Origin of the sequence: Pseudoalteromonas sp. CO348 (assembly GCF_004208845.1) — a bacterium.
Classification (GTDB): domain Bacteria; phylum Pseudomonadota; class Gammaproteobacteria; order Enterobacterales; family Alteromonadaceae; genus Pseudoalteromonas; species Pseudoalteromonas maricaloris.
In genome coordinates this window covers 128,189-148,729 of the sequence record NZ_SGPI01000009.1, presented here as the reverse complement: position 1 = coordinate 148,729, position 20,541 = coordinate 128,189, and the positions used below count along the sequence as shown (strand labels likewise).

Genomic DNA, 20,541 nt, shown 5'->3' with positions numbered 1-20,541 from the left:
TTGCCAATACAAATTAGCTGCTTAAAAGCAGCTAAAAAGAATCGTTATGCTTACTTGACCGGATAAGGTTCATATGTGTTAGCTGCTTTCACTTTGTTTTTTCGTATTACCTACTACTTCATTATATAAATTCGAAAATCTTTCAATCACTCTTTCTGAAAAAAATCCTGTAATGGCTGAAACACCGGTAACACCCCATACATTAAATGTATCAATTTGTGTTTGATTTATTATTCCTGCTCTTAATATCAGAAATAAGACCACCGAGACAAAAAGGCCAACTATTGCCGCATGAACCATATGCCAAAGGTTTATAGCTTCGTCTTTTATGACTTTATCATGTGAAAAATACCGCATTAGACCTCCCATCATTCCTGAGGATGACACGGCCATAAATACTTGAGCTTCTCGTAACTTTGACGGATCATCAAACGGCAAACTTTCATAGAATAGGATCGAAAAGCACACCCCAAAAAATGTAATAAAGAATAAAACGACAGCTAGTGCTCTTACTACAAAATAACTAAACTGATCTGGTTTGCTCACAATAAACGACGCGACAGAAACACCAGAAACCATAGTAATAAACAACCCTGTCATATCCCACCGGTAAAGCCCATCAGAATAAACAAAAACTGCCATAAATATTGACATCGTTAGTATTGCTGGGGCTATTTTTATTATGGGATTGTATCTTTCTCTTACATCCACAGTGTCTTCGTTTTCCATTTTTAATCCCTATCTATATGCTTCATTCAGCTAACATTTTAGTATTTATGCGACACGCAGTTTGTGTTGCATAATCGCTTGTTGGACTGAGCTGCTACCTGCTCGGTGTGACAGAGTTGGTGTTGTTTATGCTATGGGAATTTGCTTTTTAGAGACATTAGCCAAATCATTTGGTTTGAACAGCTAATCTATTATTAATTAAGCTTTCCCTGCATCGCTCAGCGCTTATTATGTATTCATTACACCTAAATTTGCCTTAATAATCAATTATATTTTTTAGCGTACAGAGGCCGCTAGCCTGAGCAATTAAGCAGGTTAACTAATTGATTTTACACATCAGTCCTAATCAAGCATCCCCTCCTTGGTTAATATCAAAGCGCATCCATGCGCTCCTCGTTCATTCTTTTGAAACGACGCAAAAGAACGAACCAAGAAAACGTCGCCCCAGCATCACACTCAATCCTCGACCCCTAAGCCGATATATAATACCAATTGCACTAAGTCTCCAATCAATTTGAAGGGTGAAATACCATATTAGCGTCGTTAAAAATTTCTCATTTAGAACACTAAATAGCAAAAATTTTTGCCTTGCCTATATGGATATAGGTACCTTGGCGGTAGCAGGACGCGAGAGCGGAGCTACTAAAGCTATTTCTCCGCTTCAAATAGCTCATTTACCTAATACAATTGGTATCGCAACCGCCTTGTAAGGCACGTCCTTGTGCCTGACAAGACTTGGCCGACATCCTGTCGGCACATTGCATATCGGCTTATGATTTTCGGGTGTGATGGAGGGGGAATAAGTTGCTTATAAGATCGTCTACGATTTTTACGGTGAAGCTGTTTGCAAGGGTTACAAAAACTATCAGCATAGCCTCCTAATTAGCATTGCAGACAGCTTTATGGAAGGTGGCTCACCCGCCGAGCTGTTATGTTTTTGGGGTGTGACGAAGAGGAAAATGCTGTAGTTTGTGAACTCAGCTCTTACTTAAGCAGCTGAACTTTTAGGCTACGTTGAGCATAATGATTCAATATTACCCAAAACAAAATCTTAACAATTCAGTGATGTAGATTTCGCCAGAACCCTGTATTATAAGCCTGTTAAAAGCTTAGGAACGGGTGCGCCTGTACGTTAAGCGAATGGATACTAAAATCAATAACTGTGCTTATGGAACTTTTTGCGCGAATGGAATGATATTATGATCAAGAAAACCGCCATCATCATTGCAATATTGGCTGCTATTAGCGGCTGTAAATCGCTAGTTTATAAAGGTAATAAACTTTACGAAGCGGGAATGTACCGCCAAGCTGCTGAATATTATTCACAAGCACTCGCGGAGGACCCAGAAGATCTTGAAGCGAAACAAGGCTTAACACTGGCGCGAGATAAGCTTATAGATAAAGGTCTTATCGATGTACGTATGCTGCGCTTAGCAAATAACTACAGCGCTGCTGCAACTAGGCTAGAAGAAATCGTAGAGAACCAAGCACAATGGCAAATGAAGCCGACCGGCGCGATGGCAAATACCCAAAGAGAAGAACTAGATTATGCGAGGCAATGGCTACTCGACGAAGCCCGTTCACTCTCAAATACGCCCTATCCCGATAAGTTTAAGCTGTTTGAACATAACTATCGCCATCTGATCAGCAATGCACAATTAGCAAGCGCCATGAGCACCCACTATGACACGCTAAGAACGCAAGCGCAGAAAAAGTGTGATGAACTTGCAGGACAGGTCAGTGGGCAGCGTTTCTATTTAAAAAGTTTCACGGAAAAATACTGTTTAGCGTGGCAAACTCCAAAACGTTTACGTGTAGATAACCAAGATAAAAGTCGTTATTTTGCGATGAACATACGAGATCGTGTCGATATTGGTTTGCGCTTTGGCAACTCAATCAGAGGACAATATGGCGCATTTATCTCAAGCCTAAATACGGCATTTAATAATAGCCTGTGGTTTGATAGTGATGGCAGTCAACAGCTTTCATTAGAGTTATATGCAGATGCAGACTATTACCGCACTAGCAATCAATATATCCAGCGTAAGCATTATCAACAGGAAGTTGAACGACCAGATCCAAATAACTCAGATAAGACGCACACCGTAGAAGTCACAAGAGAGTTCACTTACCCGGTGACCATCTACGATGAGAAATTTGATATTAACGTTAATTATGAGGCGAGTTTAGCCCATCGTTATATCAAAGGCAGTGCAAGCGATAGTAAGCATAATAAAACCCGTGCGCACCAGGCTGATTTTGAGCAACTTGATATCACCCCGCTGTCTCCAGACTTTCTTAATCTCTCACAGATAACAGAAAAGACCTTTGACGAATTACTCAAAAAATTCTCTCAAGATCTTACGCTAACTTGGAAGCAAAATTACTGTGGGCAGGCACTTGGCACTAATAAAGGTGAAAATATTCTACGCTGTGCCAAGCTTGAACCTGAGCATGACTATATCAACCGTTGGTTTGACCAGCACTTTGGGATCAAGTACTCAGAAATGACGACTTTATACGGTATTTGAGGCTCAGAATGAGTTTTGAAACTCGCCAAAAAGCCGAAAAATGATTATATTGTGCCAACTTTATTTGTATTAGGAATTAAGCTATGCCAAAGGCAAGTGAAATAAAAAAACATGCCGCGATCGAGTATAACGGCCGCGTAATGATTGTTCGTGACATTGAGCGCTCAGTACCACAAGGTCGCGCTGGTGGTAGCCTATACCGTATGCGTATGTACGATGTAGTAGATAACTCTAAAGTAGATGAAACTTTTAAAGCGGAAGAAATGCTGACACTTGCAGATCTTAACCGCCGCCCTGCAATGCTTTCATATGTAGATGGTGATGAATATGTGTTTATGGATGATGAAGACTACACGCCATACCACCTGAATAAAGAGTCTATTGCTGAGCAATTGTTATTTATCGATGAATCAACGAAAGGTTTATCTATCGTCGTGGTTCAGGGCATGCCTGTTTCTATCGACTTGCCTTCAAGCGTAGAGCTTGTGATTGAAGATACTTCTCCTTCAATCAAGGGCGCATCTGCTAGCGCTAGAACAAAGCCTGCGACATTAACGACAGGCCTTGTTGTTCAAGTTCCTGAGCATATTTCAAGCGGTGACAAAATTAAGATCAACACTGCTGAATCTAAGTTCATGGGCCGTGCAGAATAAGTCCATTGCACTTTTGATAGCGAGCCGTAGTGCTCGCTAGCGTATAAAAATCCCCAAGTTTTCTTTGCAGCAGTAGTGCCATTCTATAATTTTGGCCTTACTCTTAAAAATCGCGCGAAACGCGGTTTACCAAACTTAGTATATCCTTGATATCGATAGGTAATTTGACTACCAATCGGTGGTGGTGATGCGCGCTCTTCGTCGCTAAACCCCGACCCAACTTTAAACTCCATACCTTGTTCATCTCTCACCAGTAGCGACCCCATCATCCCTTGGTACTTTCCCTTGCCGGGTAAATGCTTAATCACGATGGCTTCGTCATCAAGGTACGGCTTGTATTTTAATACATTGGTTGTTCTTCCATCTTCGTGTTTGGCATTTTTAGCATGCAACATAACCCCTTCACCGCCTCGCTTTAAGACATCATGATAATAGTCGTTTAGCTCATCAACGGAGCCAAATGATAGCTGCTTGACGGGTTTGATGTGTGATAACTCAATATGGCTTAGTAGGCTTAAGTAACGCTCATGACGCTCAGAGAATATTTCTGTAGAATTTGGCGCATCAAATACATAATAAGTCACTTGACGCCAGTGCTCATTATTAGGCGAGTGGCGTCTTGCAATCGCGCTCACAAAAGCAAAGTTATTGTACCCAGCCCACAACTCGCCGTCTAACCATGTATCAGGTAGCCCGTGCGTAAACCAGTCTGGTGCCTTAATTAAATGACCACCACGCGTACGCAGTTGCGAGCCATCCCAAATGGCCCTAACACCATCGAATTTTTCACTAACAAGATAATTAGAAATATCTTCGTCGCCTTGATATACCGAAGCAAGTTGGATTTTTGTGTGGGTTTCACTTCCATAAAGAAGGTTGGAAAAGCCTAAAAAAAGACAGAACAAGAATGGTACGTATCGCATAGCATAATCCTTTGCAGTGGATAGTTAATACCAGCAACTTGGTGCATTGTTTGCGTTCGCCGATATTAAAAATTAACAAATTTCACACTTAAAGATTACACAAGAATCGACGTTTGTAAAATCGAACAAGCTTTGACTAACAGTCCCTGTTTATACCAATTGCTATTACCTTTCAGGGCAAAGCCAGTCAAAAACCGCTTCGAGATCGGTAAATGAATGATCGGCAAGACTTAAATCTTGTTTATTAGAGTGCATATTTGGCACGACAACCGCAGTTAACCCGGCTTCCTTGGCTGAAGTTAGCCCTGTGCAGGTGTCTTCTATTGCCACGGCTTCGTGTGGCGCAATGTTTAGCGCAGCGAGCGCCTTGCGATAAGGTTCTGGATGAGGCTTCGGCTGTTCGACGTCGTCTTTGCACACAATGACAGAGAATAACTCTAATAACCGATAATGTTGTAAAACAGGGAGCGCTTCTGCTTTGCTACTTCCTGTCACGAGTGCGATTGGACAACGCGTTGAGGTTAATTCAACCACTTGCTTTGCAAAATGCATTAACTTAGGGAGTATTTCCGCAGCGGTTGCGACAAAGACGACATTTTTCTCATCACATAAATTGCGGGCAGAAGGCGCAAGCTGGTGTCTTTCTTTGAGTATATGCGCGGCTTTAAGCGTTGGTACACCCGAAAACTCATCACAAAAGTCATGCTCCGTATAAGTAACCTGATACGGGGCTAACACCTTCATCCAACTTTGGTAATGGAGTGCTTCTGAATCAACTAATGTGCCGTCAAAATCAAATAAAACTGCCTGAAAACGCATTTACACTCCTTAATTTGGATGTATTAATTTAACCGTTGATCCCTGCTGGTGGCTCAGCAGTTGCTTCTTCACCGCTATCAACTTCAACTAATGTATAGCCTCGTGGCTGTCTAATCACTTTTAGAATTGGCTTATCGAAAGCTGACTTCAGTCTATCTGCATCCGCTTGCAACTCTTCCATCGAACGACCAAAGGGTGCAGCACCCGTTTCAGACCAATTCGTTACCTTACCATTTAAGTTATATTCCACTTCATGGATTTGATATAAAGCCGCTTCGTCTTTTGTTGCTTCACAATATATCACTCGATAATTCCAAAAACCTGACATATCCACTCCTAACATAAAAATTTCATTAAAAAGCCCGCTTAATGCGGGCTTTAGTTACTCTATTATAATCACTGTAGCGTGAATTAGAAGAATTTCACTTTGAATTCAGCACCAATGAAGCGCGCTTCATTTAGCATACCGGTGTTGTTATTGAAATCTACACCACCAATAACCACTTGCTCGTCAAATAGGTTACGAACAAAGGCTGACACTTCATATTCGTTATCGCCTTCAGACCACATATAACCAGCACGAAGACCTGTTTCAAACAACGCTTCGCCTTCAAATTCTACTGATTTGTATAAGAAGAAGTCTACTTCACTACGGTAAGACATATCACCATAGACGAAGAACTCGCCATCTTCTAACTCTTTCGTGTAGCGAAGTGTTGCGTTTGCGATCCACTCAGGAGCGTGAGGTAGGCTGTTACCGTCAAGTACTGCTAGGCCCTGACCATTAACTGCGTTTGTGACGGTACATTGAGCACAAACTTGAACCGCAAGGTTTTTATCTTCAAGCTCAGTTTTGTTATAACTTAGGTTAAAGGTTGCATTTAGCTCGTCCGTTAACACCCATTCGGTATCAAGTTCGAAACCATAACCGGTTGTTTTATCAGCATTCACTAAGCGGTTGAAGTTTGAGCCGCCACCTACAGCCGTTAGCTGTTGGTCATCCATCTGATAGTAGAATACTGTCGCGTTTACACGACCTTGACCATCAAGTACGTCTGACTTAATACCTGCTTCAATTGAGTTGGTAGTTTCTGACTTAGCAACAGTCACTTCATCACCGAACAAAATACGACCTTGAACACTTGGAGCACGGAAACCGTTAGCTACGCGACCAAACAAGTTTACGTCATCAGTTAGCTTATAAGTAGCACTTAAGTCCCAGCTTACGTGGCTATCGCTTGGGTTAGCGGTACCATCAAGTACGTCTGGAGAGCCGTTCCAAGGTGTTGGGTTTTTAGTACGCTTAGCGTAAAACTCTTTCTCATCGTCAGAATAACGCAAACCAGCTGTTACTTTTAAATCATCAGATACGGTGTAATCAAAAGAGCCGAATACCGCCCATGCTGATGTATCTTGATCTTGGTAAGCATAACCATTTTGTGCACCGTACTGACCAAGGCCAGCATCAAATGCAAATGTATCAAAGCTGTAGCTTTCAATCATGAGATCTTCTTCAAATAAGAAGATACCTACCTGATAGTTGTAATCGCCAGAGAAGTTGCTAGATAGACGAAGCTCTTGCGTGTACTGATTATGCTCAGGAATAACGTCAGCTGTTTCAGAAGCAAATGGAATGATACCTGGGCCTTGGAAACCAAGGAAGTCAGCACCGTAACCACCGTCAACGTCTGCACGAGAATAGATTTCAGCACTTTCCCAAGCAGTAATTGACGTTACAGTATGCTCAGGTAAATCCCACTCAAGTTTTAGACTCAAACCTTGAGTTTCAACCTGTTGCGTCGAACGAGAGGCCGCATCATGGTATACCACATCGTTGTCATACAATGGGTTAATGTTATTTGTGCCAGCTTCAATTAAATTTGCGCGAAATGTAATTGGGCGACCATCTAAATCACGGTAGTGGTAGTTAAGTAGGCCGTTAAAATCATCGCCTTCATATAGGAATTGAACACGAACGGCTTGCTCGCTGTAACCACCTAGAGAATCTTCTTTCTCGAAGCCAGGCGCTTTTACATCGATATAGTCTTCTTGTTCCTGCCACAATGCAGAAATACGCGTTGATACACGCTCAGTTACTGAGCCGCCTACTGCGCCTTCAAAGTCTACCGCGCCGCGGCTACCATAAGAAACAGCAGCATAGCCATCAAACTCTTGGCTTGGTCTAACTGTGTCAAATTTAACAAGACCTGCTGGTGTGTTACGACCGAATAGCGTGCCCTGAGGACCACGTAATACTTCAATACGTGCAATATCGAATACAGGGAAGCCTTTTAGAATAGGGTTTTCTTGAACCACTTCATCAACAACCAAAGATACAGGTTGAGAAGCATTTAGATCGAAGTCTGTGTTACCTAATCCACGTACGTAAAAACGTGGGAAAGTACGACCAAACGAAGATTCTACCGATAAACTTGGGATCTTCGCATTCATAAAGCGAATGTCCATACCCGCTGAGCTGTAAGCATTCAAGTTATCACCTTGAAGCGCTGAAACAGACACAGGTACTTCCTGCGCGTTTTCAACACGTTTACGTGCGGTAATTTGAATAACTTCTAGTTGATTTTTTTTGGCTTGCTCTTCTTCAGCAAGTGCAGAAAATGAAGTACCTGCCACAGCAGAGAACAACGTAGCATTAATAAGGGTAGCTAACGTAGATCTTTTCATTGCTTTCATGTTGGTTTTCGACCTTTTAGTGCACTCTTTGTTCAACGGTTTAAAATTTGGGCGCCGTTTCACTTGGCGTGAACGTTCAATTTTTCGCGATTTGAATGTAATAACGCGGACCTTACAGTCGAGAGTGCGATACAACTTTATAAGGCTGAACGAGACGGCGGTAATTATAGCAGGTAATTTCTACTTTGCTTTATAAACCGAACTAAAAAATCAATTTTTTTGCAACTTTCAGCGACGTTAGCTGACAGTTTACAACATTTAGCAACAAAAAACACAAAAAAGCGGACAATTGTCCTTTAAACTTAATGGTATATAAGTTCCAAAAAACCATCTTTACCGATAACAGAACCATAACACAGTGGTCGAAACTGTGCTGGTTACTTAAACAATACAAATTTGCGCCCAAACAAACGTATTGGCCATATCGGAAACCATGATTGCAATGCCAATGATATGACACCGGTGTAATGATAAAGTTCAAACAAAATTAAAAAGAGGACATTAGACCGATTAAAGGGAAGTTTTAGCCCTTCTATGCCAATTATGAATAAAAGGCTTAAGGTAACTGCATCGATGTGAATTCGGCACGGCCAGTCTGTTCATTGTATTCAATTATAGCTACCGCGGCAGTCGAGAAGATAGGCATTGTATCCGGGCACAAACGGTCTACCAAGTAACTAACTATTGGCATATGTGCGACTAAAATCCAAGTTTGGTGTGTTGGATACATAGAGATAAGTGTTTCTAAATAATCGATAGCTGTGTGTGCTGATCCACTCGGTACTATGTCTGAACAGGTTTCAACAAATTTAGGAGTTTGAAGTGCAAGCACTTGCTCCGCGGTTTGTTGTGCTCTGACGAAGGGACTCACAAGTGCTGCGTCTATCTCAAAATATTGTTTCAACCATTCACCTACATCCTTGGCTTGTTGTAATCCTTGTTCGGTTAAATTTCTGCTTGCATCGTCGGCTTGCATGGGTTCAGCTTCACCATGACGCATTATCAAGATAGTCTTCATACTGTTCAGCACCTTCTGTTTATATCACCCTACATACATGCGGACTTATGCGTGATGAGATCCACGTTTAACCTATTGTCGCTAATGGCCTTTCCCTTCTACGCCACTCACACTCGGGATCTTATACTTGCTGACTACTCACATATGCAGCTTGGTATTATTTTCTTCTAAACCGGTAGCTATCTCACTGGTTTGTTCGCTATATTAAAACAAATGAAGGATTAACATGAAATGAAATTCTAATTACCTTCAGTTATCTTTTAACTAATTTATCGGCAGCAGCATATTGAAACTGAGTAATAATGATAGTCGGCAGTACCAATTACTAACACTGGACAATGGTCTTAGAGTCTTGTTGATCAATGACGATTCAACTGCTAAGTGCGCCGTATCATTAACAGTTAATGTCGGCCACTTCGACGACCCCGAAACGCGTCAAGGGATGGCGCACTTTTTGGAGCATATGCTATTCCTTGGTACTGCAGAGCATCCTGATTCAGGTGGCTTTTCGCAATTTATTAGTCAGTATGGTGGCCAGAGCAATGCGTGGACCGGTACCGAGCACTCGAGCTATTACTTTGATTGCGACGCCGAACAACTAGACGAAGCGTTAGAACGCTTTAGCCAATTTTTTGTGTCTCCACTGCTGAGCGAGAGCGATACTGAAAAAGAGCGTGAAGCCATCGATGCCGAGTTTAAGATGAAAATCAAAGATGATGGCCGTCGCATCTATCAAGTTCATAAAGAAACCATCAATCCTCAGCATCCTTTTGCCAAGTTCTCTGTTGGTACCCGAGACACGCTCGCAGATCGTAATGGTAATATTGCCAGTGAATTACGCGCGTTTTTCAATCAATACTATCAGGCCCAGTGGATGACTTTGGTGATAGCTGCACCACAACCGCTGGCTACACTTGCGACCTTTTGCTCACCTTTTACAAAAATTGTTGGCAGCAAAGCGCAAAAACCAGCGATCCAAGCGCCTATGTACCGAGAGCAAGACCTACAGCTAGAACTGCAAATAAAGCCTAGAAAACATATGCAAAAACTTATTGTCAGTTTTGCTATGCCCAACCCTACAGATTTATACCGCCATAAAAGTGTGAGCTTTTTAGCGCATTTGTTAGGGTATGAAGGTAAAGGTTCACTGTATTCTATCCTCAAGTCACAAGGTTGGATCAATGCACTATCGGCTGGTGGTGGGATCACGGGTAGTAATTTCAGAGATTTTAATATCAGCTTTGCACTTACCGATGAAGGGATTGAATACTATGAAGACATAGTGGAAATGCTGTTCGAGTACATAGCATTAATTAAGCAAAATACCGCGGCACTACCACGCCTTTATCAAGACAAAAGCACTTTACTAGATATCGCGTTCGATAACCAAGAAGTCGGCCGCATGTTAGACTGGGTAAATTCAATCAGCGTTAATATGCACCACTATGAGGAAGAAGATTTTCTCTATGGTGATTATCGCATGGATGGCTTTTCTCAAGAGCAGCACGAAAAACTACTGATGCATTTGTGCCCTACCAATATGCGCCTTGTGCTTATCCACCCTCATGTGGGGGTTAATAAAAAGGCCAAGTGGTACAACACGCCATACAGTGTCTCGCCAATAGCCAAAGATTGGATTGAGTCGCTCTATAATGTGCATATGCCTTTGCCACAAATGTCGTTGCCACTAATTAATCCATACCTCAGCGCAAAAAATCCACTTCATGATGTAGAGAGTGAACAGGATACGCCGATCCGTCTAGCTGATCAGCCTGGATTTGAATTTTGGTTTAAGCAGGATTTGACTTTTAGAGTCACCAAAGGGCATTTTTATCTCGAAATAGATTCCGCCCCATCCGTCACCTGTCACAAGCATATGGCACTCTCTCGCCTGTTTGCCGATCTCTTTATGGATGCGGTCGCTGAGCGTTTTTATAGCGCAGAATTAGCCGGCCTTAGTTATCATATTAATTCCCATCAAGGTGGCTTAACACTTCACACCGCAGGGCTTACTGGTAATCAAATCACCTTGGTTTTAGAGCTAGTCGAGGCACTACTGAATCAACCAATTCATGCAGCTCGCTTTGCGGAATATAAAAAGCAACTTATCCGCCATTGGAAGAATCACAATAAGAATAAGCCTGTTAGCGAACTGTTTAGCCGACTTGGTGCCCATTTGATGCCCTGGAACCCAAGCCCTGAAGACTTAGCCAGCGCACTTAAAAGTGCCAGTTTTAACGAATTTCAACTATTTCGAAAGCAGTTCTTTTCAGCCATTCATGTCAAAGCTTTCATGCATGGCAACTGGCAACTAAAACATGCTGAAAAATTAAAAACATCAGTGCACGGGCTATTTTCAAGTAGCGAAATTTTAGAAGATTTGAAACGTCCCTTAAACGAGTTGACGAAATTAACGGAACAACATATCGAACGCGAAGGCAGTGATTATGCCTTCATTGAATATTTTCAATCACGTACCGATTCCGTTAAAGAAAAAGTCACCATGATGGCGATTAATAATCTCATTAATCAAGATTATTTTGAGCAATTAAGAACAAAGGAACAACTTGGTTATTTAGTTGGCGCAGGGTATGCACCATTCAATACACGTGCAGGTATCGCTTTTTATATTCAATCTCCCAACTTTGATAGTGAACACCTACTTGCACGGCACAATCAATTTCTTAAGCAGTTTGCCAAACAATTGCATCAGCTCGATGAAGTGAGTTGGCAACGTTCGAAAGAAAGCTTGTTACTACATATATCGGAGCAAGACAAAAATCTAAGGCTAAGGGCGCAGCGTTTGTGGATTTCAATTACCAATGACTTCCACCAGTTTGATATGCAACAAAGATTAATCCAAGCTTTGGCCGACTTGGAATTAGAAGACATCCTTACTTATATAGATAAGATGTTAGAGCCAAACGCTCCACGACTGATTTTAAAGTGTAATTAGTGTTTTAGTGTAAGCAAGGAGTGCTTATCAAACCTTTGAATGACTAATAAGACTTTTCTCACCTAGTCCATTAATTTGAGAGCTAATCAAAGTTCAAAAAATACGCAGCCATACTCGTTAGCACAATGAATTTCATCTGAAACTTTGTTTCGCTGTTGTGAAAAACCGCAATTAACCTGAATTTCCCCTTAATCAACGTTTTCCTTTTGACTACTACAATGGCTTGATTTAGATTAGAGATTGCAGTTATGAATTACGCATTATATGAGCCTAAAAATAAAAACAATAACAATCAATGCACTACTTTTATCACTGACTCCGCATGTAATTTACGCCAGTGACGCAAGTGTATTAACAGGTGCCCAGTTAGCTTGGCTCGTACCATGCGTGATTGCTCTACTCAGCATTCCCTACTTAGTTTGGTCAAATCACCAACTCAAAAAGTCCACTCTTCAACTTAAGCATTCAGAACAACGATTTAAAAGTACCATTGAAGGCAGTGGCGATACACTATGGGACTGGAATATTCAATCAGGTGAGATTGTTCGGATCAACGACAAATACGGCATGAACTCTGCGAAGCCTGGCAGCGTCATCCCCAACCAGCATAGGATCCATCCACAAGACCTATTAATCGTTGAAAAGCTGATGAAACAGCACTTCGCTGAAAAGACACCATTCTTTGAAGCAAGCTATCGTATTAAAGATGAACTAGGCCAGTATCACTGGGTGTTAGACCGAGGCAAAATTATCGAGAAAGATGCCAACCTTAACCCCCTAAGAATGACAGGTACGGTTCGCGACATTAGTCACTTCAAGAGTACCGAGGAAAGGCTAAATCTGTTTGCAAAATGTGTTGAATCTCTTACTGACGCGATCGCAATTTATGACCGACACTATAATTTGGTCGATCTAAATCCGAGTTACCTTAAATTATTTGGTGGCCAACGAGAACACTATCTAAATAAACATTTTAGCTTACCAGGCTATGACAATAAGTTTGTTGCTCAGGTAAAGGCTCAGCTTAAACAAACAGAGCATTGGCAAGAAGAGCTCAAACTTCGTAATGCGGCAGACGTACTCTTACCAATCGAAATTACGATAGATGAAATTAAAAATAACCACGGTCAGATAAGTAACTATGTGGTTGTTTACTCTGATTTAACTGAGCGTAAAAAAGCAGAGTCTCAACTCCATAATTTATCTAATCGCGATCGTACAACAGGTCTTCCCAATCGCAACTTGTTCTTTACCAATTTACAAAAGTTGTCATTACAAGGCACGCACCACGCTCTACTTGTCTTTGACTTAGATAACTTTAAAAAGATCAACGATTCGCTAGGCCATCAGTTAGGTGATACGCTACTTGCGAAACTGGCAATGCGGCTAAATAAACTAGCTCGCCAACAAGATACCTTCTACCGACTAGGTGGTGACGAATTTGCGCTGGTGATTTCAGGCACCAATGATATTCACACGATTACACGTACAGCAAAACAATTTCTAGCGGCGATTGCGACACCTTTTAAAATTGCTAATCACGAGTTAGTGATCACCTCTTCTGTTGGAATTGTACTGTGCCCTGAAGATGGTAAGTCTCCTGAAAGTCTGCTGAAAAATGCAGATACGGCTATGTATCATGCCAAGCAAAAGGGTAACCATTATTTATTCTTTAATGATTCCATGAACGAGCAAGCGGTTAAGCGTCTGCAAATTGAAAACTTAATGCGCTATGGCCTCAAAGAAGATCACTTTGTTGTCTACTATCAGCCAAAAATGAATATTAAAACCGGTGAACTGGTTGGCATGGAAGCGCTAGTCCGTTTCATTACCCCAAAAAAGGGGGTGATAAGTCCTGGTGTATTCATCCCTATCGCAGAAGAAACCGGACAGATCATCGAAATTGGTGAAGTCGTTTTAGACAAAGCATGCCGTGATGTTAAGCGCTGGATTGATAAAGGACTGTTCAATGGCAGAGTTGCGGTTAATTTATCAGCAAAACAGTTTAGCTTGCCGGATCTAACCACTCGTATCGACATTATCTTGCAAAAAAATCAACTTCCTTCTTATTTTCTTGAGTTAGAAATCACAGAAGGAACGGTGATGGACGATCCAAAAGAAGCAATTTCGATAATGCGCTCACTTAGTGCTAGAGGGATACACTTAGCCATGGATGACTTTGGTACTGGCTATTCGTCACTGGCTTATCTCAAGCAATTTCCGCTAAATACACTCAAGGTCGATAAAGCATTTATCGACGATATGGGTAACGAGCGCGGTAGAAACATGGTTGACTCTATTGTCACTATCGCGCATAACTTAGATCTTCACGTTGTTGCGGAAGGGGTTGAAAATGAAGAACAACTTAATATTTTAGAGCAGCTAAACTGCCAAACAGTTCAAGGCTATTACTATTCAAAACCGCTTTCAAGCAGTGAATTTGAACAATTTTTAAAGCAACACACCCCGAGTGAAAAGCCAAACCTACAGCTGGTGCAATAGTCTAGTTTCATTTGACCTAACCACTTTACGCTTTCCAACTAACTAAATTTGCGCAGCGACGCATCCACGCTCTGCGATAGTGCACTCGAAACAGAATTAACGCCGCGGGGCCTGTTACTACGGCTAAACTTAACCAGCGTTTTCTTGGCATTCCAGTCCATAGAGTTTGAAGATACATTACCATCACACATAAAGCTGAAATTATTCCAAAAGCCACTGATACTCCTCGGTTTTTTAATTCAATAAGAAAACTAAAACATTCTTTATTAGGAAAGAAACATCACATTTCGATACTATTTACTAATGCGGCCGATGAGTCTACACAACGTTTAATATTTAATCAATGAAGAAATTATTGTTGCATATTTTTGTATTATTTAATTTAATAGCGGACTGTTTAGAGGTATAGCATTGCACAAGGGATGTTATGCCGTAACTTTTCCTAATTTGGGAAACAGAGACAAGTGGGAAATTTTTTACGGTCAACTGGCAATGATTTCCTAGCTTAGTCCACTTAGGTTATGAGTGTATTTTTAGCATAATTTGTGAAGCCAACTTAGTCCTTAACTGGAAATTAAAAGTTAGCTTTTCTAATATTGTAGACGACTGAAATTTTAGTGCTTTTACACACTGTACTTATTTTAATCGTCAACTGTGAGTTAAACCGATATAAAACGGTCAGTTATTCAATAATTGTCTGCGTTATAACGCCATAGTATAGACTTTCTGATAGTTTTTACTGATAGACGATTACAGTATTATCACAAGAGCTGCTAAACTTACTCTCATGTAGTATTAACTGTTACTTCAAGGACACGGGCTATGGATCAGAAAAGCGTACATGAATATTTGCAGGCCAAGCCTGCAACCTTTATCACTAAGCCTTTTGCGCAAGACGTAGATGTGTACAAAGTTCAGCATAAAATGTTTGCAACTCTAACTGAGGGGAAAGAGGGGCAAGTAGATGAAAATGGTGAACCTGTTTGGTGGTTAAATGTAAAATGCGACCCTGACGAAGCATTATTGCTTAGAGACAAGTATTCGTCTGTTGTGCCTGGTTATCACATGAATAAGCGTCTTTGGAACACAGTCATCTTAGATGGCACTATTCCAGAAGACGAAATAAAGAAAATGATCGATGATTCTTATCAAATCGTCGTAGATAACCTACCGACCGCACAACGTGAAGAACTTGCTAGCAAAGTCACGCAACGTTAATTAAAACGGCATTTAGGTAGACCTAAATGCCGTTTTACCTTTCTATATCCTCGCATTTAATCTCTCTCTTTAATGTCGATCAACTTGTCTTCAAATCACTCTGGTAGTATACAAAAAGAATAACCTAGCAATAATAGAGTGGCGACATGACGAAAAGGATAGCAGTACTGACAAGTGGCGGCGATGCGCCCGGTATGAACTCAGCGATTAGGGCTATCACGTTAAGTGCCTTGAGATCTGGATTTCAGTGCTTTGGCTTTTTTCATGGTTACAATGGTCTAATTAATCAAGAGTACACCGAGCTAAGTGCGGTTTCCGTCACCGATATCACCCAACTTGGTGGCACAATTCTAAAAAGTGCCCGCTGCCCTGCGATGCTAGAACTCTCTGGCGTGCTGCAAGCAGCAAATGCCCTGAGAAAGCTCCATATTGACGTACTTATTGTGATTGGTGGTGACGGCTCGTTTAGGGGAATGCAGGCGCTGGCAGCTCACTGGCAAGGTCAGCTAATTGGTATTCCCGGTACTATAGATAATGACCTTTCAGGGTGTGACAACACCATTGGTTTCTCCACAGCCATCAATACCGCCACCTCCGCAATAGATAAAATCCGTGATACCGCAAATGCTTTTGAGCGAGTTTTTATCACCGAGGTGATGGGTCGTCATAACGGGCATATTGCTTACCATGTAGGTATTGCGACAGGTGCTGAGGCTATCATTTCATTTGAAAATTGCACGGCAGAGAATACCTCTCAGGTCTTAGCTCATCTCAAAAATGCCATAGAGCAGCAACATCAACACGGTAGCTTTTTGATAATACTGGCCGAAAATTTATGGCCTGGCGGCGCTCAAGCGCTTAAAACAGAGTTAAATAGCAATGCCGATATCAATTGCGCACTTTGCGTGTTAGGGCATATTCAACGCGGTGGGGCACCATCTGTTGAAGATAGAATGCTCGCCACGGAATTAGGGGTAGCGGCTGTGGAAGTGGTCAATGGCAGCATCAAAGCAAACACTAAAGTTGCGACGCCTGTTATGGTAGGAAAAATACATGGTGCTATTGTAATTACTGAAGTCGAGAAAGTGCTGAATATGGATAAACCAGTATCACAGGAATGGGTGCAACGATATCAGCACTACCTCGCCGAGCAATAAATACAGTGAGAGTGAAGCACATATTGATTATTCACTCTCACTATACTTTGTGTAAGCGCTAGCCAAACACGCTAAAAGCAGATTCGTTAAGCCACAGGTGACATAAAATACTCGCGATATAACCAAGCAAAATCACGGGTGCCCATTTTAAGTGCCCCATAAAAGTATAATAGCCTCTAGCTTGCCCCATGAGCGCAACACCTGCCGCCGAGCCAATAGAAAGTAAACTCCCCCCTACCCCAGCCGTAAGCGTGATCAACAACCAATGGCCATGTGACATTTCAGGTTGCATCGACAGCACCGCAAACATCACAGGAATGTTATCGATGACCGCGGAAATAATCCCTAAGAATACGTTGGCATAGGTTGCAGACCATTCACCATATAATATCTCTGACATTAAACTTAAATAACCGAGAAACCCAAGACCACCAACACACATAACAATACCGTAGAAGAATAATAAGGTATCCCACTCAGCGCGTGAAACTTTGCTAAAGACATCAAATGGCACAACGCTTCCTAACTTCTCAAGACGCTCTTGATCCCCTTCTCTTTCCGCCATCGCTCGCTTTCTTGCTAATGACCCCGGTAATGTCATTCTTAGAAAGTAACCAAAAAACTGTAGGTAACCGAGGCCCATCATCATGCCAAGGACCGGTGGTAAATGCAGCAAACTATGTGAGAGCACAGCGGTTGCGACAGTCAGTAGGAACAAAGTTAAAATTCTTAAAGCGCCGCGTTTAAGCTCTACTCTTTCATAAACTGCACTGGGCTTTCTATCCGCCACAAAATAACTCATTACGAGTGCTGGTACGATGTAATTGACCAGTGAAGGAATAAATAGCGCTAAGAATTCGCTGAAATGTACCATACCGGCTTGCCATACCATCAAAGTGGTAATGTCACCAAAGGGACTGAATGCACCGCCAGCATTGGCTGCTATCACGATATTGATACAGCTTAGATTGATAAACTCTTTGTCACCATCAGCCACCTTCATCACCACGGCACACATTAGTAAGGCTGTGGTTAGGTTGTCTGCAATTGGAGAGATAAAAAAGGATAAGAACCCAGTGATCCAAAAGAGATTCTTATAGCTAAAACCCTTTTGGATCATCCACGCTCGTAGTGCATCAAAAAGACGGCGCTCCTCTAGCGCGTTGATATAAGTCATCGCAACGAGCAAGAACAACATCAACTCCGCAAACTCTAACAAATTGTGCCGAAACGCATGCTCGGTAACATCGGGTTGTCCCTGATTAACATAATACGCCCCAATCATGAGCCAAATGATGCCTGCCGCCACAAGCACTGGCTTTGATTTTCGCATATGAAGTTTTTCTTCGAGCATTACAAGTGCGTATGCTAAAACGAAGACAACAATACAAACCAAGCCGAGTGTCGAGCTGGTAAGATCTAAGGTGCCTTGAGCCGCCAAGGCTGGTGATGGGATCACGGATATGACCCATGCGCAACAGAATAGCAGTAGTCCATTGATTTTCATTTTTTTGCCTATCGATGAGTGCAGAGGGATGGCATTTCAGCCAAACTCACTTTAGCATAGATAAAAAGTAATCAGCATTGGACTGAAGTCTAAGGCATGCTGTTTACAGTATTACAAACAGGCCCATACATCAGCAGTAGGTATATATGCTTCAACTTTCGCAGCAACAACAAATTGAATTACAGCAAAAATTGAGCAACGATGGCTTTGCACGGATTGAAAATATTCTAGACGATACAAACGCTCAACAACTACATGAGTGCCTCTGTAGCCTAGACTACCAGCTAGCACTGTTTCATAACGGGGCAGCAAAATCAGTCAAAGACAGTGATATTCTTGCCTTAACACCGCAAGAGCAGCAAGCCTTGCTTGAAGATATACATAGCTATGCATCACGTGGTGTTGGTTTTATGTATGGCCGCCACTCCATAGAATCGACGAGCCCTGAGGCTCTGAAAAAGCTCTACAATAACCTCAATAGTAGCGCTGTACAGTCCTGCTTTTCCGCGATATCTGGACAGAACATAATCCGTACTTCTGCCCAAGCAACACGATTTATTGGTGGTCAGTATTTAACTCGACATAATGATATTGTTGAAGCTGAGGGCCGGGTTTATGCCTATGTACTCAGCCTAAGCAAAAGTTGGCACCCTGACTGGGGCGGGCTACTGCAGTTTTTTGAACGTGATGGCACCCCCACTAAAAGTTATGCACCTAAGTTCAATTCACTGGTGGTTTTTGATGTAAGCAAAATTCATTCTGTGACTTACGTAGCACCATTCGCAAAAGCGCCGCGACTTTCTGTAACGGGGTGGTTTAGAACAATAGACACGTAAGCTCAACGCGTGTCTATTGTTCTAGGTGTCTATTTTATTAATATTTTTCGCTTATCTTTTCAATGGTTAAGATCAGCGCAAGGCCTGCGATGGCAAGCGCAATACATGCCAGCGTATTTGGATCTTGACCGTATAGTGTACTATATTGCGCTGGCAAAATATTGGCCTGACTCAATGGCTTTTCGATACCACTGGAATTCACGTAAGTCGTAAGCACTTGTTTCCAAGGCCACAATAAATTAAGCGAGCCAAGTAAAAAACCAGCTAGTAGCGAAAACGTTACTTGTTGATAGTGCGCCAATAGCCAGCTGAGTAGGCGCGAAAACGACATTAACCCCACAATACAACCTAGTAAGAATAGACTCACTAAGCCAAGTTCAAGCTGGTTCACCGCACTGAGTACATGGCCATACATACCCAATAACAGTAGAATAAAGCTCCCTGAGATCCCAGGTAAGATCATCGCGCAAATGGCAATAGCACCTGAGATAAAAAACATCCAATGAGATGCTTGTGCTTCAGCTGGTGAAAGGGAAGTAATAGCAAAGGCTACAATAGCTCCAACTGCGCAGGCGATAATATTTTGGCCGTTCCAATGAGAGACCTGTTTTGCAACATAGATAAAAGAAGCGACGATAAGACCAAAGAAAAATGACCATACCAGTGTTTGGTGTGCTTCCAATAAATAAGTGATCACCTTCGCCAAAGACGCTGCACTGATGAGCAAACCAGAAAATACCGCCAGTAAAAAGCTACCATCAATGTACTGCCACGTTGCTTTTAGGCCGTCACGGCGCAATGTACTCAAAGCCTGTAAGTTCACACTTTTAATGGCATTTAAAAAACGTGCATAGATACCGGTAATAAAAGCAATGGTGCCGCCGGAAACGCCAGGGACAACATCCGCAGCCCCCATTCCGGCACCTTTTAAAAACATAAAGAGATAGTCTCGTTTGCTATCTTTATACTGCACAAATTTCTCCTTTCATTTCCACTGC

The 20,541-nt window shown here is 42.0% G+C and carries 16 protein-coding genes; 7 read left to right on the top strand and 9 right to left on the bottom strand.

Annotated features, from left to right (window positions below; translation table 11 throughout):
• Window positions 1-78 precede the first annotated feature (78 nt).
• Window positions 79-729 carry a YEATS-associated helix-containing protein gene (locus tag EXT48_RS02650; protein ID WP_130163502.1) on the bottom strand — a complete coding sequence of 217 codons (651 nt, stop codon included), beginning with the start codon at window positions 727-729 and terminating at the stop codon, window positions 79-81.
• Window positions 730-1,928: 1,199 nt separating this feature from the next.
• Between EXT48_RS02650 and EXT48_RS02645 the strand changes: the two genes are divergently transcribed.
• Complete coding sequence (locus EXT48_RS02645; RefSeq protein ID WP_130163501.1) at window positions 1,929-3,260, top strand: tetratricopeptide repeat protein; 1,332 nt, start codon at window positions 1,929-1,931, stop codon at window positions 3,258-3,260.
• A gap of 83 nt (window positions 3,261-3,343) precedes the next feature.
• On the top strand, window positions 3,344-3,913 hold the full coding sequence (gene yeiP, locus EXT48_RS02640; RefSeq protein ID WP_010606026.1) for an elongation factor P-like protein YeiP: 570 nt from the start codon (window positions 3,344-3,346) through the stop codon (window positions 3,911-3,913).
• 83 nt (window positions 3,914-3,996) lie between these two features.
• Here the strand turns inward: yeiP and EXT48_RS02635 are convergent, their stop codons facing one another.
• The 5 genes from EXT48_RS02635 to sixA all read right to left on the bottom strand — a co-directional run bounded on the left by EXT48_RS02635 (window position 3,997) and on the right by sixA (window position 9,367).
• Window positions 3,997-4,836 (bottom strand): DNA ligase, encoded by an 840-nt coding sequence (locus tag EXT48_RS02635; protein WP_039493864.1) that lies wholly within the window; start codon window positions 4,834-4,836, stop codon window positions 3,997-3,999.
• Between the two features lie 165 nt (window positions 4,837-5,001).
• Window positions 5,002-5,655 carry an HAD family phosphatase gene (locus EXT48_RS02630; protein ID WP_039493866.1) on the bottom strand — a complete coding sequence of 218 codons (654 nt, stop codon included), beginning with the start codon at window positions 5,653-5,655 and terminating at the stop codon, window positions 5,002-5,004.
• A gap of 28 nt (window positions 5,656-5,683) precedes the next feature.
• The gene (locus tag EXT48_RS02625) at window positions 5,684-5,983 is read right to left on the bottom strand and encodes a hypothetical protein (protein ID WP_010374748.1); all 300 of its coding nucleotides are present in this window, start codon (window positions 5,981-5,983) and stop codon (window positions 5,684-5,686) included.
• An 83-nt stretch (window positions 5,984-6,066) separates the two neighbouring features.
• Window positions 6,067-8,349, bottom strand: a complete 2,283-nt coding sequence (locus EXT48_RS02620; protein WP_130163500.1) for a TonB-dependent receptor — start codon at window positions 8,347-8,349, stop codon at window positions 6,067-6,069.
• A 556-nt stretch (window positions 8,350-8,905) separates the two neighbouring features.
• Complete coding sequence (gene sixA, locus EXT48_RS02615) at window positions 8,906-9,367, bottom strand: phosphohistidine phosphatase SixA (protein ID WP_130163499.1); 462 nt, start codon at window positions 9,365-9,367, stop codon at window positions 8,906-8,908.
• A 286-nt stretch (window positions 9,368-9,653) separates the two neighbouring features.
• Here sixA and EXT48_RS02610 point away from each other — a divergent pair, with 286 nt between their 5' ends.
• Together EXT48_RS02610 and EXT48_RS02605 are read left to right on the top strand one after the other, a co-directional pair.
• On the top strand, window positions 9,654-12,323 hold the full coding sequence (locus tag EXT48_RS02610; protein WP_130163498.1) for an insulinase family protein: 2,670 nt from the start codon (window positions 9,654-9,656) through the stop codon (window positions 12,321-12,323).
• 264 nt (window positions 12,324-12,587) lie between these two features.
• Complete coding sequence (locus EXT48_RS02605; protein ID WP_039493874.1) at window positions 12,588-14,825, top strand: bifunctional diguanylate cyclase/phosphodiesterase; 2,238 nt, start codon at window positions 12,588-12,590, stop codon at window positions 14,823-14,825.
• Window positions 14,826-14,850: 25 nt separating this feature from the next.
• Here EXT48_RS02605 and EXT48_RS02600 read toward each other — a convergent pair whose 3' ends face one another.
• Window positions 14,851-15,042 (bottom strand): hypothetical protein, encoded by a 192-nt coding sequence (locus tag EXT48_RS02600; protein WP_130163497.1) that lies wholly within the window; start codon window positions 15,040-15,042, stop codon window positions 14,851-14,853.
• 605 nt (window positions 15,043-15,647) lie between these two features.
• On the opposite strand from EXT48_RS02600, the gene EXT48_RS02595 reads away from it, so the two are divergent.
• Together EXT48_RS02595 and EXT48_RS02590 are read left to right on the top strand one after the other, a co-directional pair.
• The gene (locus EXT48_RS02595; RefSeq protein WP_010374742.1) at window positions 15,648-16,043 is read left to right on the top strand and encodes an MmcQ/YjbR family DNA-binding protein; all 396 of its coding nucleotides are present in this window, start codon (window positions 15,648-15,650) and stop codon (window positions 16,041-16,043) included.
• A 146-nt stretch (window positions 16,044-16,189) separates the two neighbouring features.
• Window positions 16,190-17,200, top strand: a complete 1,011-nt coding sequence (locus EXT48_RS02590) for an ATP-dependent 6-phosphofructokinase (protein WP_130163496.1) — start codon at window positions 16,190-16,192, stop codon at window positions 17,198-17,200.
• Between the two features lie 58 nt (window positions 17,201-17,258).
• On the opposite strand, the gene nhaD is transcribed toward EXT48_RS02590, so the two are convergent.
• Complete coding sequence (nhaD, locus tag EXT48_RS02585) at window positions 17,259-18,707, bottom strand: sodium:proton antiporter NhaD (protein ID WP_045987740.1); 1,449 nt, start codon at window positions 18,705-18,707, stop codon at window positions 17,259-17,261.
• Window positions 18,708-18,853: 146 nt separating this feature from the next.
• On the opposite strand from nhaD, the gene EXT48_RS02580 reads away from it, so the two are divergent.
• Window positions 18,854-19,543, top strand: coding sequence for a 2OG-Fe(II) oxygenase family protein (locus EXT48_RS02580; protein WP_130163495.1), 690 nt, complete (start codon window positions 18,854-18,856; stop codon window positions 19,541-19,543).
• A gap of 37 nt (window positions 19,544-19,580) precedes the next feature.
• Here EXT48_RS02580 and EXT48_RS02575 read toward each other — a convergent pair whose 3' ends face one another.
• Window positions 19,581-20,516, bottom strand: a complete 936-nt coding sequence (locus EXT48_RS02575; RefSeq protein WP_130163494.1) for a DUF368 domain-containing protein — start codon at window positions 20,514-20,516, stop codon at window positions 19,581-19,583.
• Window positions 20,517-20,541 lie beyond the last annotated feature (25 nt).